The sequence below is a fragment of the Legionella drancourtii LLAP12 genome (assembly GCF_000162755.2).
Lineage (GTDB): Bacteria > Pseudomonadota > Gammaproteobacteria > Legionellales > Legionellaceae > Legionella > Legionella drancourtii.
In genome coordinates this window covers 131,529-149,460 of sequence record NZ_JH413793.1, presented here as the reverse complement: position 1 = coordinate 149,460, position 17,932 = coordinate 131,529, and the positions used below count along the sequence as shown (strand labels likewise).

The following is a 17,932-nucleotide window of genomic DNA, read 5'->3' as shown; positions in this document are numbered from 1 at the left end:
TAAATTAGATGCACAAAGATGTGCAACCATCAGTGCTTATGGTTATGGCTTAAGATGGTTACGTGATTGCCATGAACAAGTCTACATTGGGCATAGTGGTGGTTTGCCTGGTTTTGGTAGTAATTGGGTTATTATGCCAGAATATGGTATTGGTACGGTTTTGTTTGCCAACAATACCTACGCTGTGGCTGAGGCAATTAATCTTAAGGTCATCAATACACTCATAAATAAAGCCCATTTAAAACCAAGACAATTGCCGCCCTCCGCGATTTTGCAAATGCGCAAAGAGCAGTTAATCAAGTTATTGCCGAATTGGCAGGCAGCGCCAGCAAGTGGTCTTTTTGCTGCGAATTTTTTCCTTGATTCTTCAGAAAATTCATTAAAAAAAGAAACCCAAGCGCTTTTTGCAAAAGCCGGTAAGATACTGGCGATTGGCGCATTAACTCCTGAGAACCAGTTGCGTGGGTATTTTATTATGAAAGGTGAAAATGCGGATTTAAAAATAAGTTTCGCGTTGTCACCAGATAATCCTGCTTTGATTCAAAGTTATCAAATTGAAGAAATAGCACATGATGCAAATGAGGTCTATGTTGCATAAATAAGGGAACTTCCTGATGATAAAAATAGATTTACTTAAAAATCAATTACATACTCTTCCTGATTTGGCGCAAATGTGGCATGAAGGATTAGGGCGGATTTGGTTGCCTGAGGTGTCTGTTGCAGAGGCTGAGCGGCGATTTAGCGAGCATGCTAACGTCGATAAGATGCCGCTAACTTATGTTGCTCTTCATGAAGGTAACGCTGTGGGGATGTGTAGTTTGCGGGAAAATGATGGCATTCGTCCCGATCTAACACCATGGTTGGGTTCACTTGCTGTCAACGAAAATTATCGTAAACAAGGAATCGCTCGTCAGCTTATTGAGGTTGTGAAACAAGAGGCAAAAAAATGGGGTTTTTCAGCGCTTTATCTTTTTGCTTTTGATCTAACAATTCCTCAATATTATCAGTCATTAGGATGGAATATCATTGCTACCGATAATTTTAAAGGACATCCTGTTACGGTGATGAAAATACGCTGTTTTTAATCTTCTAAAGGGTAATAAAATTACGCAACTTAATAGAAATAGCCTGCCTCTTGATACGAGCGGCAGGTAAGTAGTAAATTGTAAACATCCCTCTAAAATATGCGCTTAACCTCTAAAATTTAGCAATCAGATGCGCGTGCTGGCATGCGTAGAATTTAAGAATAATCCATTAAGAATTGATTACACAAAGCTTAAATAAAGTCTAAACTTTAAAGAAGCACTGAATTATAGGGGCTGTTGACCTTGGTGTTTAAAATTTGATTTATTTTTGGTTATTATCTCAAATAAGACAAATTATTTGTTGACGCTTAATTGAAGAACGGGATTTTTTTACCTAAGCTAAATTGGCTTTTTTATTAATTTCATCATGATAAATCAAAGGAATGATAATGAGAATTTTAAAAACTCAAGTATTAAAAGGTCCTAATTATTGGTCAAACTATAGAAAAGAATTGATCGTAATGAAACTTGACCTGGAAATCTATGAGGAGTTGCCTACTAACCTTTTAGGTGATTTTAATCAGCGCTTGATGAATTATCTTCCTAGTTTATACCGTCATCGCTGTTCTGAAGGGGTTGAAGGTGGATTGCAAATACGACTTGAGGAAGGTACTTGGTTAGGGCATGTCATCGAGCATGTTGCTTTAGAATTACAATGTCTAGCTGGCATGGACTGCGGTTTCGGTAGAACCTATGGAACTAATGAGCATGGGGTATACCATGTGATTTTTGCTTATCAATTGGTTAATGCGGGTTTGTACGCAGGGAAAGCGGCGGTCAATTTGATTACGGCGTTGGCTGAGGGCAGGGATTATCCTTTGCATGAGGATATTGCACATTTAAAAACGATTTGTAAGCAAGAAGGTCTGGGGCCCAGCACGCAAGCTATTGTTGATGAAGCAAAAAAGAGAAAAATACCGTATGCACGCGCTGAGAACAGCTCATTAATTACCTTAGGATATGGTCGTAATCAAAAGAAAATCTGGGCGGCTGTTTCTTCTAAAACAAGCAACATTGGTGTTGATATTGCCGCGAATAAAGAGCTAACCAAGCAAGTTCTTAGTACTCATTTTATCCCTACTCCTAAAGGATTGACTGTCAAAACTAAAGAAGAATTAGACGCTGCTATTGCCAAACTGGGTTTTCCATTGGTTATTAAACCGCTCAATGGAAATCATGGAAAAGGTGTCACTACAAATATTACCAGTGCGCAGAAAGCTTTTTTGGGTTTTGAATTAGCGCAAAAAATTTCGCAAGATTTGGTTGTTGAGCGCTTTGTTAGTGGTGATGATTATCGCTTCTTAGTCATTAATTATAAAGTAGTTGCTGTTGCCAAACGCACACCAGCAATGATCCTTGGTGATGGTGTATCTACGATTGAGCAATTAATTAAGTACGCGAATGAAGATCCTAATCGTGGTGAAGGCCATGAAAAAGTATTAACTACCATAAAAATTGATGAATCCACTTTTTCTATTCTAAGGCAAAATAATTTAAATCTGGCAAGTGTATTGGCAAAAGGACAGGTTTTATATTTAAAAGAAACGGCCAATTTAAGTGCGGGGGGGACGGCCATGGATGTAACCGATGAAGTTCATCCATTTAATGTATTTCTTGCCGAGCGCGCCGCCAGACTCGTTAATTTAGATATTTGTGGTATAGATGTCATTGCCAAAGACATTCGTTTACCACTTAATGAGAATCATGGGGCAATTATCGAAGTAAATGCCGGTCCTGGATTAAGAATGCATTTAGCACCTAATGAGGGGAAAGCACGGAATGTAGCAGAACCAATACTGAATATGCTTTATCCTTTTGGTGTTGCTGCACGTATTCCCATTGTGGCGGTGACTGGTACTAATGGGAAAACAACCGTAGTGCGTTTGATTTCGCATCTGGCCCGCCAGGTAAATTACACCACCGGCACTACGACGACTGAAGGCATTTATATCAATAATAACATGATTTGCCGTGGGGATTGCAGTGGCCCAGGAAGTGCGGAAGTAGTTTTACACGCTCCAGAAGTTGATTTTGCTGTATTAGAATGTGCTCGCGGCGGAATTTTGCGTTCAGGATTAGGTTTTGATGAATGTGATATCAGCATCATTACCAATATTACCGTAGATCATTTAGGACTAGGTGATATTCACACTCTTGAAGAGATGGCAGAAGTAAAAGCGGTTGTTGCGCGGAGTACTAAAAAAACCGGTTATGCCATTTTAAATGCCGATGATAATTTAACTTATAATTTAAGACATGATTTACAGTGTAATATTGCTTTATTTAGTATGTTTGAAAGCCCTCGGATACGCAAACATTGTAATTTAGGTGGCCTGACTGCATATATTGACAAAGGATATGTCGTGATTCAGCAAGGAGCTCGGCGTCATCATATAGCAAAAATAAATGAAATCCCTATTAGTTTTCAGGGAGCTGCAACGTGCATGATTCTTAATGTATTACCTGCAGTATTGGCTGGATTTATCAGCAATTTTTCTATAGATAAAATAAAAGAAGCATTGCTTAATTTTTATCCTACCCCCGAAAATCTTCCCGGAAGAATGAATCTTTTTAAATTCCCTAAATGCGATGTCATGATCGATTATGCACACAATGAAGGTGCTTTTTGTGAAATAAAAAACTATCTGGATACGATTGAATGCGATACCAAAATAGGAATTATTGGGGTCGCAGGTGATCGGCGTGATGAAGACATCGAAAAATTAGGATATTACTCCGCATCGATGTTTGATGAAATTATTATCCGTCATGATAAAGATGGTCGCGGACGAAGCAATAATGACATAACAAAGCATTTACGCGCAGGCATTGCTCGCTCGGGATTAACGCCTGAGGTTAATATTATTTCTGATGAATTTGCTGCTATTGAAAGCGTTTTAGCACGAGCAAATGCCGATACCTTTGTTTTTTGTGCTGTTGAAGATGTATTTGGAATAACGAATTATCTGAAGAAAAAAGTAAAGCAATTTAATCGAGTTAACGAGGTTTATAATGACACCCAAAGCTAAATTACTCATTATTGGTGGAGCAGAAGATAAGGGAGTCGCACTGCCAGAATGTGTGGAACAGGATGAAGAGTATACTCATTATGAAATTTTAAGTGAATTATTACCGCCTTCAAATAAGAAAATTGAGATTATTACTACCGGCTCAGAAATACAAAGCGAGGTAAAAAAAGTTTACCAAAAAGTTTTTAATAATATGGGGTATAACAATATAGGATTTTTGCCTATTAAGAAAAGAAATGAGGCACGGAGCATGGAGTACTTAAATCGTGCTGAAAATGCGGGCGCTATTTTTTTTACTGGTGGCGATCAGTTTCGCTTGTCGACGATCTTAGGTGGAACCCCTATTGTTGATATTATTAAAGAACGTTATTTTAAAGACAGTGATTTCATTATTGCGGGAACCAGTGCCGGGGCCATGGTGATGTCTTCGGTAATGATTATGGGCGGTGGTCTCTCAGAAGCCTTAATTTATCGTAACTTATTAACCTGTTCTGGATTGGGTATTTTACAATCATGCATTATTGATACTCATTTTATTCGGCGAGGGCGTTTTAGTCGTCTTGCCCATGCCATTATTATGAATCCTGAGCAATTAGGTGTTGGTTTAGGGGAGGATACGGCCTTAGTTATCCGCAATGGTACTGATGCCGAATGTTATGGTTCAGGCATGGTCGTTATTATCGATGGACGTAATATCGATCAAACCAATATCACAGAAGTAGAAGAGGGCGATCCTGTTTTTGTCGAGAATTTGAAAGTTCATCTCTTGATAAAAGGGTGCCAATTTTCAATTTCCAAACGAGTTCTTGCTAATCCAGCGATTCCGGTAAAAAAATAAAATAATAGGTGATGGAAGACGAGCATGAAGAACATTGCAATTGCGGTACATGGTGGTGCTAGTGAAGATAGTCCTTTTTTGCAACAACATCAAAAAGAAGCAGAACAGGGATTAGCCGCAGCGACTACAAAGGGATATGCGGTCCTGGAGAAAGGTGGCTCTGCCTTAGATGCAGTACAAGAAGCAGTTATATGTCTTGAAGATAATGCCTTATTTAATGCGGGCAAAGGTTCTGCTCTAAATTCTCATGGTGAGGTGGAGATGGATGCCTCGCTCATGGATGGTAGCAATTTACAGGCAGGTGCTGTGTCTATGGTTCGTTTCGTGAAAAACCCCATTGCTTTGGCGCGGTTGGTGATGGAAAAAACAAAACATGTGTTTCTTTCCGGCTATGGCGCTTTAGAATGCGCCCAAAGATATGAAATGGCTATGGAGCCAGAATCTTATTTTATAACCGAGCATCAGTTTGCCGAATACAAACGACTGCATCAAATGGAAACCATGGAAGATATTCAGAATAAAAAAATGAAAGGCACGGTAGGCGCTGTAGCCTTAGACAGTAAGGGAAATCTTGCTGCCGGAACATCAACCGGAGGACTTAGCAATTGCCTGCCAGGACGAATTGGGGACAGTTGTATTATTGGTGCTGGATGTTACGCCAATAATACTACCTGTGCTGTATCCGGAACTGGAGAAGGGGAGTATTTAATTCGCGAAGTAGTTGGTCATACCATTTCGATGATGGTCGAGGCGAAGATGGGTTTGCAAGAAGCCTGTGATTACGTTATTTTTGAGCGTAATAAAATATTGCAAGGTGAGATGGGGGTTATCTCTTTGGATAAGCACGGTGTGTTTGGTATTTCATTTAACACTGAAATTATGAAAAGAGCCTGGAAAAGCTCTTCTCGGGAACTTCAGGTTAAAATTTATGACTAATTATTGTCGTCTCTAGATGGGCAGAGGACGATGACTTAGTAGCCCCTAAATGCCATCCAGAGCCGTTCAGTATAAAAGAGGCATGGAACCTTGTGCCAAAGACTAGCAAGGCTTCGAGGTGGCACTAAAACGCTTCCTCAGCCCGAACGGATCGAGGATAGACAAGGAGGTTAATCTCTTAGCGTCTCGGCATAAGGGCGGATGCAGGGTGACCGGTACGTTTCAAGTACTACAATCAATTCTCTCAAACGTTGCTTCGTGCTCCATTAACTCATAATCGCGATAATGAGTAAGCCTGTTGCAATTAAAGCAATTAATGCCAAGCTAGAATTGCCTCCAGGTACTAAGTGGCTTTCTCTTGCGAGTACGCACGTTTTTCTTCCTTTCCATGCCATGAACGAAGGTAAGAGTAATAATAAAATCACACAACAAACCCCAGCATAACTTAAGGCATTTAAATAAATTCCTGGATAAAAGAGAACCACTGCTAATGGGGGCAGAAAGGTAAGGGCTAAGGTGTATTTTCCTTGGATGCCTGATTTTTGTAGTTTTAAGCCATCGGCCAGAAAATCAAATAAGCCTAAAGAAACACCAAGAAAGGCAGTCAGCATACAGATGGAGGTAAAAAAGCCAAAAAAGCCACTAATCCATTGACTTTGTACTGATTGACTTAAGGCCTCCGTTAAACCACTGGTGGCATGTTCTGAATTCATTAATGCCATTAACCCATTTTGCCCCTCACGAGCTACCACACCCATAATCACCGCATCCCAAACGATATAGCAGACTAAGGGAATAAGTGAGCCAAGTAAAATCACGCGTCTTAAAGAACGTGCATCTTCGCCAAAATAGTCTCTTAAACTTGGGATGATGGTTGCATAGCCAAAGGAGGTGATCAAGATCATCAAGGTGCCAGTAAATGCGCGTGCTGAACCACCGGTTAAGCCTGCCGGCGAGGCATGTGGGCTAATAATGGCTACTAATAAAATATAGACACCTAATTTACCAAACATTAAGCCGCGATTTACATAATCTACAGAGCGTATGCCTTTGTAAACGACCAGACTGAATAAAATAGTGAAGAGAATTGAGGTAACACTATTTGGCAAATTAATATTTGCTTTATGTAATAAACTATTAAATACATCACTACCGCCGGAAATATAAGCGGACAGTAGGGTATACAATAAAAACAGATAAGTTATCCAGGCTATAATTTGTCCAGGTAAACCCAACGTAGATTTAGCCATAGAGATCATGTTGCTGCCTGCCGGAAGACGTAAATTAACTTCTAGGATCAACAGAGCGCCAGCAGTCATGACTAACCAGCAGAAAAAAAGAAAAAAAATGGAATTACTAAAGCCTACTTCCGCGGTAGATACTGGCAGCGCAAGCATTCCTCCACCTATTGAGGTGCCAACAATAAGGAGTATCCCACCAATTAGTTTTGAATTGGTCATGTGATATAATCCGAAATAGTACAAATATAGAGCAATATGCTACTTTATTTCTCGGTTAAAGTCAATGTTAAGGCCTATAATGCTCAAGTTTAGAATGTTTTATTGTGCGGTAAATCCTTTTGCCGGAAGCGCGCAAAGATTTATTCTTGAATTTATAATCCCAACAATCTCCAAAACTCATGCACTAAAAGTCCAAGAGAAACAAGCATCACCGCGATCTGGGTTATTTTGCCACCTGGAACAATAAAGACAGATTGGTGATGTTTTCTGCCAAAATAACACATAAGTGCCGGTAAAAGTAGTAGCAAGATGATGCAAAATATACCCGCGTAGCTAAGAGCGTGCAGGTATGCACCTGGGTAATAAATAACAATCAGTAATGGTGGGGCAAATGTTAATAAAAATAAGCCAATGCCATGGCCACCGTGCGCACGTAATTTTAACCCATCAGCTAAAAAACTATACAAGCATAAGGATACGCCCAAAAACGCGGTAAGCATGCAAATTGAGGTGAAAAAATTAAAGAGCGCGTTAATCGTCGAGCTTTGTACCTTATTGGATAATAAGATCGCTAAGGCACTGGTCGTATGTGGATTGTGCATTAGGCTTTCGAGATTTTGGCTTCCTTCCGCGGGAATCGCACCCATAATGACGGCATCCCAAGCCAAATAGCAGAATAAAGGAATGAGCGAGCCAATAAAAATAACTTTTTTCAGGAGCTTAATGTCATCATCAAAATAATCTCTAAGATTGGGCACAATAATGGCAAATCCAAATGAGGTGATTAAGATCATGATGGAGCTGCTAATGTAACGTGCATTACCATGCTGAAAATGATGTACATCAATATGGGGCGCGATAAGCACAATCAATAAACAATAAACAGCCAATTTACCAAACATCAAGCCACGGTTTGCATAATCTACATAGCGAATACCGCCATAAACAATAAGGCCGAAGAGTAAGGTAAATAAGAAACTTGCCTGCCAATCGCTTAAGTGCAGTCCCACCTTAAAGAGTAAACTGTTTAGTACATCGGTGCCCCCGGAAATATAGGCGGAAAGCAGGGTATAGAGTAAAAATAAATAACTTATCCAGGCGATCAGCAAACCATATTTACCTAAAGTGGCGGTCGCCATGGACACCATATTTTTGCCTTTGGGTAAATAAAGATTGGCTTCAAGGATGAAAAACGCACCTAAAGTCATGAACACCCAACAGAGAAACAAAAAAATGGAAGATTGCCAAAAACCGGTTGCGGCATTGGCTACGGGCAGGGCAAGCATGCCCCCACCGATAGATGTGCCTACAATTAAAAGAATTCCGCCGATAAATCTGGAATGCATTAGTACACCTTACTTCATTGCGTAATTTATAGGACGTGCTTTAGCAAAACAGCACTTAGGTGCTCTGCCAATGAACCATTGAATTTCAATGCGTCGGTTCATTGCACTGCCATGGATGAGTGCATTATCGGCGACGGTATTTTTATCACCATAGCCTTCTGGTTTGAGCCTTTGCGCCTGAATGCCATTAGCCCATAAGTAAGTCATCATACTTTCTGCCTGTGCTTGCGATAAGCGCTTTTTATGGTCTTCCGTTCCAACATTATCAGTAAACCCTGCGACATAAACATGACTCTCGGGATATAGTCTTAATAAGGCAATGATATTTTGTAAGCCTTTATAATTTATTTCATTAAGGCGAGGACTTTCAAACATAAAATACTTATCTGTCGGTATGTTTAATGTCATGGTATCGCCATACTGGATGAATTGGATATCGCATCTTTGTAATGTTCTAATAATCCGGCCCTTTGGATTTGTACCGGTGTTCACTACCGCGCCAATAACACCACCAATGGCGGTACCTGCTAAAGCACCAGGTAGTGTTCCCGTCGTTGCGGCTCCAATCGCAGTTCCCATCGTGGCACCAATAGTTGCTCCGCGGGCAATAGGATGGGGTGGCTTAAAATTATTATAAGGAGGATGAGCGCAACTACTTAGTAAGCAAGTGATTAAGGCACTGTAAATGATTTGTGTTTTAGTTAAATTGAGTGACATATTCACTCCCTAGTTAAGCGATTTTATCATTATTAAACATCTGGTTAAATTTCGCAATGCAGGCTTGGTACTTGGCATGGCGTTATTGTTGATTCAGACCATCAGAACTGATTGTCTGATGGCCTAACTGTTTAATTAATGGCAAATACTAAAGGCAGGGGATCTCTGTACTTATATCTTGTTGATCTGGTTGTGCTTCTGGTTTTGGTGTTGATTTTGTTTGTGCTGGTTTGAATAAAAAATTAAGTAGCTGGTTTTCATGCTCATATTCAGCTGAATGACGTCCAAACCCTTTAAATCCAGTAAAGCATTCAATGCAGTTTGCTGCTGATTTGAGGAAGAAACCGCCTATGGTTATTCCCATTGCTATGCCTAAAGCAGTTTGGACAATGAGCATGGGTAGAGCAATCAGATAAACTGAGGCATAAAGGGCAAGGGCTGTGGAGGCCCAGAACATTAATGCGCATATGTTGGCAAGATTATGCTTCACCGCGTCAATCGTTCTAGAGTCATTGGCATAGTCCATTGCCGCTTTAGCATCATTGAAAGACTTTAGTGTTTCTTCATAGGTATATCGCCCGGTTGTATACCAATAGGTACCATTTTTTACATTTTCCAAGTGAATTACATATTCTTCATAAGTTGTTACAATGGCTTCTGCGGTCTTGCCTTTTTGGGCTTTGGTGTAGGATAGATTATAGTAAGTCTGTACTTCTTGTATGTGTTTTTTAATGGCGTCGCTTATTTCTACATCATTAAATAGAGCGCTTAATTTTTCATCGCAATCGCTTAAGCGTTTTTCTAATTTTGTGTGATTGAAAGGCATAATTTTGTCTCTTTAAATGTAAAATTAGGGAAAATGAGTTCCAGCAACTATTGGCTAACTCCGGGCGAATTTATAACACAGGCAGGGGAAAAACCAAAGTTGTTGCTTGTTTTTTAAACACGCCAATAATGGCTATCTTCTTAAAAATTAGTATAACCATTCATTACAAAGCGGGTGATTGTGGTGAAGCAATTGCATGCTCATCTTTAACAAGTGGGTATTCATTTAAGTAGATAGATTTTCTTGTGACTTTTTAGAAATTTTATCTTGAAGAGCTTGAACAAAATCACTTACGGTGTTCACTTCTTTAATTCGAAATAAGATAATGATGTTACTAATACCTAGGGCTCTTTAAAGTCTCTGGTCTATTGTTATTGTCAAATCTACTCGTATACGTGGCTCCTGTATTTTCCTAACAATTTGATAATTGTGTAAATCCTTAATTTCATGTTAACATTTTGATCATATTTTCTGTCTAATCGATTGCCCCCAAAGCACGGGCGGGAGCAATTATTGAACTTAGCTCGGTGATGCTAAGTTTGGTAATGGCTGCTTTCGCTTAATCGGTAAAATAATTTTTGATTACAGATCATTTTTTTCTTTTTTTGGGGAGAGGTATGCAACTTACAGAGGCACAGAGTCGTCATTTAATCAAATTAGAATTTTCGGGTCTTTCCCAATTACGGGGGCACTCACCAGTTAACAACAGAGCACCCTAACACGAGTTCTATAATTTTCAAAATTACGAAAGCCATAAGCTCTTCTTTGTATCAATTTCATTTTTCTATGAAACCCTTCTGTAATGCCATTAGACTTTCTAAAACGCCACATACGCACGATCTCTTCTTTCCATTGACAGAATGTTTTTCCAAGCGATGCCAGAGCTTTAAATGGACTATTTTTCAGTTCATCCAGCATACTTAAAAACTGGGGAATCTTTTTTTTCACACCAATCTTTGTTCATCGATTTGTGTAAGAGCAGTTTATGAATGCGTTGCTGGAACTGATATATAGCGTTTATAGCTGGATTGTCTTCGAGGAATGCATCCCGCTTGAGTTTTCGTTGAGGAGTCAATCTATCGGGTCGTGTACGCAGTAAAGCCAATATACCCCGATTACTTTTGATTTTTCTCGATAGTTCACGGTAGGTCATCATGCATTGATGTTGAAGTAAACGAATGACATGAAAGCGATCTGCTACTATTTTTGCATTGGGAAAATGTTTTTTTACAATGGAGCGGTAAGTGCTACTTAAATCCATACAGACCACTTTAACCCGTTCCTTTCCTACCAGTGAAGCCAGATAACTGGAAAGATCTGCTTCGCTTCGCCCTTTAACGATGTCAAAAATCTTATGCTTTTTAAGGTCACAGAGCGTTGTGGCAAATCCCTGCTTTCGACTAAAAAAATGTTCGTCGATACCAAGCACCACGGGACATGGTGTGTTCATGAGCTCTCTTGCTTGCTCCTGATAATGGCGATGATACCAACGTTCAATGGTGGCTTTTCCTTTATTAAATTGTTGGGCAAGGTCTTTTTGAGAAATGCCACGAGTATGGTCATGAAATACAGCGGCTTGTAAACGCCAGGTGGAACGCTGATGCTTATTAATGCCAGGAAATTGTTGATTACCGTAGCGCTTACACGTATTGCAGTAAAGCTTATAAGCCTTGAAACGCAAAAGACTGCGGCGATGGCCAATTAACTCATGAGCAACCGTACGTATATAAGAAGACTTCTTTCGCACCGCTTTGCTCTGGCAATGAGCACAACGAGGTAGCCTATGGTAGGAAATATCTAATATAAGAGGTTGATAGCCACTCACTTTTTGTATGGTAAAACCAGGTAAATTTAAGATAAGATTATGCTTGGGCACTTTAATCTCCATTTTGATCGCGAAATCAATAAGTTAGTTTAGACTAACTTGATTAAAGTGCCCCCTTATTTGGGGTAGAGCCGAATTTTCCTGGAGTGAGATAATTGATTTATCTAAGTTAGACAAAGAAGAAATGTTCAAGGAAATAAGCAAACAGAAAAAAAAGCTTTCTTTAAAGTATCATCCTGATAGAAACAATAATGATCCTGAATTAACAAAAAAATTTTTAGCGGTGACAGAAGCTTATAATAAGTTAATTAGTGCTGATGAAATCAAGCCGAGCATTTTGGATGGGATTGCCCCATTCGGTTATCAAATCCCTTTAGATTGCATTGATTTTAGAATAGAAGAACAGATAGATAATTATTTTGAAAAAATATCTTTTACCTATATATCATTGTCTTCAAATGAAGATAAAAGGAAATTTGTTAAAGAAAATGAGTCCTTTTTGCAATTTATTATTTGGTTAAATAAGCATCGTTCTGAAATTTGCCAAAGACGAGATGAAGCATTTTATCAAGTAAGTAATGCCCCCTCTTTATTTAATATTCTCTATCAGGATTGGAATAAATTAGTTATTCAATTATTTGCTGAAGAAAATTTGGATGATATTACCTATCGTGAAGCAATTGCTCTTGGAAATCTGTGGCCTATTCTTGCGGTTCGCAAGCTTCTTTCCCCCTTAAAATGGCTTTGTCTCATTGTTTCCGGGACATACAACCTGCTGACTACAATACCCTTATATTTTATTAGGAAACTTTTTAAGTCTATTCTTGATGACGTAAGCAGTCTATCCTCTAACTGGTATCGCATTTTTCCTTTTTTAGGAAAAGTTGCTGTATTAATGGCGATCTTTATTATTCCTCTCCTGCTGTTACCCGAGGCACCATTGCTGGTGCTATTATCCTTGCCATTATTGACGAGAGGACTCTTTTATTTAGCAAATCCCATAAACCATATTATTAGGCCGATTGCAGAATATTTTAATATTTCAGTAGTTACTGTTGGTATCCTTACAGTTGGTTTGGGTATTGCTGCAGTGGCAGGGCTTTCAATTCTTTTATCACTTAGCTCAAGCATCACCCTGCTGCTCGTGCTCGCAGACATTTTAGCTGTTAGTAATTTGCTTGCATCATTAGTGGTTCTAAAAAAGCTATATGAAGTGACCCCTCCATTAGCAATTATTCTGGGTATTACGCAGCTGGTTTCGTTAATTATACCCGTTGATACGTCTGCAGTTGTTGAAACGCTACTGAGTTCTTTTATGTTATGTCTGTCCCAATTAAGCATGTTAGGCATCAACATAATGGCTTATAAAGGGTTATCAAATGTAAAAGAACAATCAGCTGAGGTATACAGTACGTTACCTTTACCAGAACAAAAAGCTCCGGAAATTGTCAAACAAGTAGTGGAGCAAGCAACGCAAAAGAATTATTGGTCACATTCGCTATTCAATACTTCTGAAAATGCAAAAGTTGCAACAGTTAAGAAAAATGAAGCTTTGCATTCTATGGGAATATTTGGTCGCAGAGTGAAAAATGAAGAGCATTCTGAGGAACTCTTATCTTTACTCCCCCCGAGCCATTAACGGTTGGTTGCAAATCAGTAAAAATATATTAACATCAGTTCTGGATAAGAAATAGCTTCTCCATAACTGATGTTATGTTAATTAGCCAAACATCATTAGAAGAGGTCAAAGAAAAAGCCGCTCTAGAGTCACATATTCCCCAAAAGAAATTTATCAATGCGCAACACTGTGAACATATTTTTGATTTAGATGCTTTATTAAATAGGTTTTAAAAACAAGGAGAAAAAAATGAGTCTAAAAAAAATAGCTTCTGCTGTGATGATGGTAGGAGCCGTATCAATGGCTAATGCGGAAGTATGCAAGGAAACACCAGGCAGTATCACTTGCGGAAAAGGCACAGTAAAAAGCTTAGCTGGTAACGGAATGGTTTCTGTAAACGGCACAACAATTGAGGGAGCAACCGTGATAAATGGGATGCTAACCGCTGATGATGCAAGTTTTTCTTCATTAAATGTAAATGGTAGCGTTTCATTGATGCAGTGTACTGTTAGTTCCGGGGCTGAAATTAAGGGAAGTTTAAAAGCATCCTCTGCCAAATTTGAAAGCTCATTAGATATTTACTCCAGTTCAACTCGATTTGTTAATTCTAAAGCGAATGGCAATTTAAATATTCGTCATATTGATGACCTCAAGCAAGAAGTTTTTTTAGATAACAATTCTGAAGTAGGTGGCGATATTGTTTTTGATGATGGTCATGGAAAAGTCTACGTCAGTGGTGGTTCAAAAATTGGCGGCAGTGTCATTGGTGGCGAAGTAATTAATAAGTAATGGCGAATTAAGATGAGTTTTGAAAAGGATAGCGTTATCGACATATTTTTTGGTATGTACAGTGATGGCAAGGAGGGTAGTAAAGATTGTCACAAGGACGGGCATGATCTTGGTTTAAATACGATGAATAGTCATCAAAATAATGAAATTGATTATAGATTTTAATATGTCTAATAAGAAATTGCTTATTGCCTCATCTTCTCGAAATGAGGCAATTACAAAATGGATTCGAGAAAATGATTCACTTGATTCAATAGTGGATTTGATATTCGTCGCTGAATTATTGAATGAGTATGACATTAGGGATGAGTTAAATGATAACCAAGCGGTGATACGTTGGTATGAATCTAATCGTCTTAAATATTCGAATGAAACACATTGTCTATTAAATAGAGTTATTTATTTGGAGGATGAATTGTTTCATCCATTTCAATTGGAAGACAGGGAGTATGCAAAAAGAGGAGTTATAGTCGAAAGTGGTGTATGACAAACTAAAATAGGTGGCGTATTCTGTTGATTGTTCTTGTCGGAACACAAATCAACAAAGGAGATACGCCATGAAGGATTGTAATCTAAAGCTTGCGTCGGCACCAGTGACCGAGAAGCACCTGGAAGACCCATTAACAGAGGTGTTGAGGCAGGGAGCCAGGAAAGCAGTAGAAGCGGAGTTATCGGAGATGCTGTCAACCTATTCTGAGGTACGTTTACTGGATGGTCGCCCAGCAGTAGTCAGGAATGGTTATCTACCTTCTCGCGACATACAGACAGGTATAGGAGAAGTAGAGGTTCAAGTTCCCAAAGTAAGGGATCGCAGTGGCTCAGGGATTCATTTTAGCAGCCACTTATTACCCCCTTATTTGAGACGCTCCAAGAGCATGGAAGAGCTGATTCCCTGCTTGTATTTAAAGGGGTTATCGACAGGTGATTATACTGAAGCCTTATCGGCATTAGTTGGTGAGAGTGCACGTGGTTTATCAGCCAATACAGTGTTTCGCTTAAAGGAGAAATGGCTTGACGAGCACCAAGCCTGGCAGCGCCAAGATTTAAGTGATAAACGCTATGTTTATTGGTGGGCAGACGGCATTTATAGCAAAGTTCGTATGGATGATAAATTGTGTCTCCTGGTAATTATTGGTGTTACGGAGAGTGGATTGAAAGAGCTTGTTGCTGTTTGTGACGGTTATAGAGAGCCTGCGGCGAGCTGGGAAGAGGTACTCCTAAGCTTGCGCCAACGAGGCCTTCCCACGGCACCCAAATTAGCAATTGGAGATGGGGCTTTAGGTTTCTGGGCAGCGCTTAGCAAGATTTATCTAGAAACACAACATCAGCGGTGTTGGGTGCATAAGACAGCTAATGTGCTAAACAAGCTCCCTAAATCAATGCAACCTAAGGTGAAAGCTTCCCTGCATGAAATTTGGATGGCTGAGAAACGAGAAGATGCCTATAAGGCGTTTGATAATACAATCGCGCTCTACAGTGCTAAATACCCCAAGGCGATGGAGTGCTTAGCTAAAGACAAAGAGGAGTTGCTGGCTTTTTATGATTTTCCAGCGGAGCATTGGATTCACATACGGACGACTAATCCTATTGAATCAGCCTTTTCTACAGTGCGCTTGAGAACTCATAAATCCAGAAACTGTGGGTCTAGAGACACCACATTAGCAATGGTCTTTAAACTGATGGAGGTGGCTCAAAAACGCTGGATTAAAATCAGAGGGTTTAGCCTATTAACTTGAGTTATTAATAATGTGAAGTTTGTAGATGGAGTACAAATTAGTGAACTGTCAGACAGAGTGGCCGCCTAATGGGCATACACCAGATTTGACAATAACTCGGTTCTTTAGATTTTATTGTAACTCATGATAATGAGTACATTTTTCTTGAGGTTAACGAACAAGGGCAGTTTTTGTGGCTTGAAGAATTAAATTCTGAAATAAAAATCTTGGATATGTTTGTGAATTTCATTATGTTCATTCACTTGAAAAATATAGAACAAAAATGCATGAAATTTATAAACAAAATATGCAACGTCATGTTTACCTAAACGGTGCGCCGAATCATTGTAAATAGGGGATTTTTGTGGGAAGAATTAAATTTTTGATATTACTTAGTGTTTTTTCAATAAACTTAAATGCGGCAAATGTTTTAGATGTGTATGGCGCTGATATCAGAATATCGGAAGATTTAATTAAAAATTATGGTTTTCAGATCAGTGAACTTGAAACGCAACATTTAAAAGAACTTATTAAAATATCTAATGGTGGCAACGATCATTATATCAAGAATGTAATGATTCCTAAGAAAACTCAATTGGTTAAAAAAATTCAAAAACAATATGGTTTTGCTTATGTGCAATTTAATACAGTAACTTATCCAGACAATAAAAATAAATATACAACCATTGAGGTGGTTAGTCAAAATGATAAAGAACGGCTTCAGTTCATTCCTATAAAAAACACAACTGATTATACGGCAAAATTAAAGCCGGATCTTGTTGATAAAATGGTTATATTTAACGATAGTGCAATGATGATGTTTCTAAAAAACCAACTAAATAAGAAAGAACCTGAATGTCCAGTTTACCATTGTTTGTTTGGTTTTAATCATCCTAAATTAAAAGATTCATTTAAGTTATTTATTCAGAGTGTAAGTCAGGAAAAAGAACTACTTATTAAAACAATGAATAATGATCCTAGCCCAGAAAGAAGAACAGCTGCCATTTTTTTACTAGGTTTTTTAAATGACCCCCATGAAATTATTTCTTTATTAACTAAGCACGTAATGGATTCTGATGATGGCGTGAGAAATAGTGCAATGCGAGTAATAGGGACAACAATGTATAAAGCTAAGATATACAACATTGATGTATTGCCATTTTTAAACCTTCTGGACTCACCGTTTGATACGGATAGAAATAAATCTTTATTAGTTCTTTTGAGCGCTGCAAATGTAACTTCATCTAAAGGAGTTAATCATTCGAGAGGGTAAAAAACAACTCGTTTCTTTATTACGATTAAAGCAACCGAATAATCATGACATGGCTTATGCTTTATTAAAGAAAATTAGTGGTAAAGATTTTGGATCTCATAACGTTGGTGCTTGGGAAAAATGGCTTGATACAAGACATAAACGCATAATATGAAAATTACAATATGTATTTGATAGCTTTTGCTTTAGTTCAATTATTTATCATTTCATCATCACTTTTACAATTAGGGATTGCGGTGTTTTATGAGTCAAAATTCCTTATTTAGACAAGAGGTGATTGATAACAAAAGATACGCTCATTGGGGTGATCTTCCCCCGATTTCCAAGACACCTTGTTTTACTTTTAATGAGGAGTATGAGTAACAACAGTTATACAAGAGAGTTTAAACTTAAGGCAGTTGAGTTGTATGCGTTCGGCGAATCTTTCAATTACCCATAACTTATTTTTCAGCCAATTTAAAGCCAATAGCGATAT

General features: G+C 38.6%; 14 protein-coding genes and 3 pseudogenes. 12 read left to right on the top strand and 5 right to left on the bottom strand.

The window, feature by feature from the left end; translation table 11 throughout:
* The 5 genes and pseudogenes from LDG_RS00625 to LDG_RS00605 all read left to right on the top strand — a co-directional run.
* Positions 1-598, top strand: a pseudogene (locus LDG_RS00625) (serine hydrolase domain-containing protein); the annotation flags it as partial.
* Between the two features lie 16 nt (positions 599-614).
* Positions 615-1,085 (top strand): GNAT family N-acetyltransferase, encoded by a 471-nt coding sequence (locus LDG_RS00620; protein WP_006869133.1) that lies wholly within the window; start codon positions 615-617, stop codon positions 1,083-1,085.
* 389 nt (positions 1,086-1,474) lie between these two features.
* Positions 1,475-4,114, top strand: coding sequence for a cyanophycin synthetase (cphA, locus tag LDG_RS00615; RefSeq protein ID WP_006869132.1), 2,640 nt, complete (start codon positions 1,475-1,477; stop codon positions 4,112-4,114).
* Complete coding sequence (locus LDG_RS00610; RefSeq protein ID WP_006869131.1) at positions 4,098-4,952, top strand: cyanophycinase; 855 nt, start codon at positions 4,098-4,100, stop codon at positions 4,950-4,952. The genes cphA and LDG_RS00610 overlap by 17 nt, the downstream gene beginning before the upstream one ends.
* A gap of 24 nt (positions 4,953-4,976) precedes the next feature.
* Positions 4,977-5,888 (top strand): isoaspartyl peptidase/L-asparaginase family protein, encoded by a 912-nt coding sequence (locus LDG_RS00605; protein WP_006869130.1) that lies wholly within the window; start codon positions 4,977-4,979, stop codon positions 5,886-5,888.
* 266 nt (positions 5,889-6,154) lie between these two features.
* On the opposite strand, the gene LDG_RS00600 is transcribed toward LDG_RS00605, so the two are convergent.
* The 5 genes and pseudogenes from LDG_RS00600 to LDG_RS00580 form a co-directional block, all read right to left on the bottom strand.
* On the bottom strand, positions 6,155-7,348 hold the full coding sequence (locus LDG_RS00600) for an amino acid permease (RefSeq protein WP_006869129.1): 1,194 nt from the start codon (positions 7,346-7,348) through the stop codon (positions 6,155-6,157).
* A 152-nt stretch (positions 7,349-7,500) separates the two neighbouring features.
* Positions 7,501-8,694: an amino acid permease gene (locus tag LDG_RS00595; RefSeq protein ID WP_006869127.1), complete on the bottom strand. Its 1,194-nt coding sequence runs from the start codon at positions 8,692-8,694 to the stop codon at positions 7,501-7,503.
* Between the two features lie 9 nt (positions 8,695-8,703).
* On the bottom strand, positions 8,704-9,411 hold the full coding sequence (cmpA, locus tag LDG_RS00590) for a C-OmpA-like family protein CmpA (protein WP_006869126.1): 708 nt from the start codon (positions 9,409-9,411) through the stop codon (positions 8,704-8,706).
* Positions 9,412-9,559: 148 nt separating this feature from the next.
* Positions 9,560-10,237 (bottom strand): DUF5638 domain-containing protein, encoded by a 678-nt coding sequence (locus tag LDG_RS00585; protein WP_006869125.1) that lies wholly within the window; start codon positions 10,235-10,237, stop codon positions 9,560-9,562.
* A 699-nt stretch (positions 10,238-10,936) separates the two neighbouring features.
* Positions 10,937-12,113 (bottom strand): annotated as a pseudogene (locus tag LDG_RS00580) (ISL3 family transposase).
* Between the two features lie 133 nt (positions 12,114-12,246).
* Between LDG_RS00580 and LDG_RS00575 the strand changes: the two are divergent.
* From LDG_RS00575 to LDG_RS00555, 7 genes and pseudogenes are all read left to right on the top strand, one after another.
* On the top strand, positions 12,247-13,701 hold the full coding sequence (locus tag LDG_RS00575) for a DnaJ domain-containing protein (protein ID WP_006869122.1): 1,455 nt from the start codon (positions 12,247-12,249) through the stop codon (positions 13,699-13,701).
* A 74-nt stretch (positions 13,702-13,775) separates the two neighbouring features.
* Positions 13,776-13,913, top strand: a complete 138-nt coding sequence (locus tag LDG_RS19470; RefSeq protein WP_006869121.1) for a hypothetical protein — start codon at positions 13,776-13,778, stop codon at positions 13,911-13,913.
* Positions 13,914-13,929: 16 nt separating this feature from the next.
* Complete coding sequence (locus tag LDG_RS00570) at positions 13,930-14,469, top strand: hypothetical protein (protein WP_006869120.1); 540 nt, start codon at positions 13,930-13,932, stop codon at positions 14,467-14,469.
* A gap of 12 nt (positions 14,470-14,481) precedes the next feature.
* Positions 14,482-14,634: a hypothetical protein gene (locus LDG_RS19950; protein WP_006869119.1), complete on the top strand. Its 153-nt coding sequence runs from the start codon at positions 14,482-14,484 to the stop codon at positions 14,632-14,634.
* Position 14,635: 1 nt separating this feature from the next.
* A complete protein-coding gene (locus LDG_RS00565) occupies positions 14,636-14,956 on the top strand; it encodes a hypothetical protein (protein ID WP_006869118.1) in 321 nt (106 codons plus the stop codon).
* 70 nt (positions 14,957-15,026) lie between these two features.
* Positions 15,027-16,274: pseudogene (locus LDG_RS00560) on the top strand (IS256 family transposase).
* Positions 16,275-16,548: 274 nt separating this feature from the next.
* On the top strand, positions 16,549-17,457 hold the full coding sequence (locus LDG_RS00555) for a HEAT repeat domain-containing protein (protein WP_006869115.1): 909 nt from the start codon (positions 16,549-16,551) through the stop codon (positions 17,455-17,457).
* The last annotated feature ends 475 nt before the right edge of the window (positions 17,458-17,932 follow it).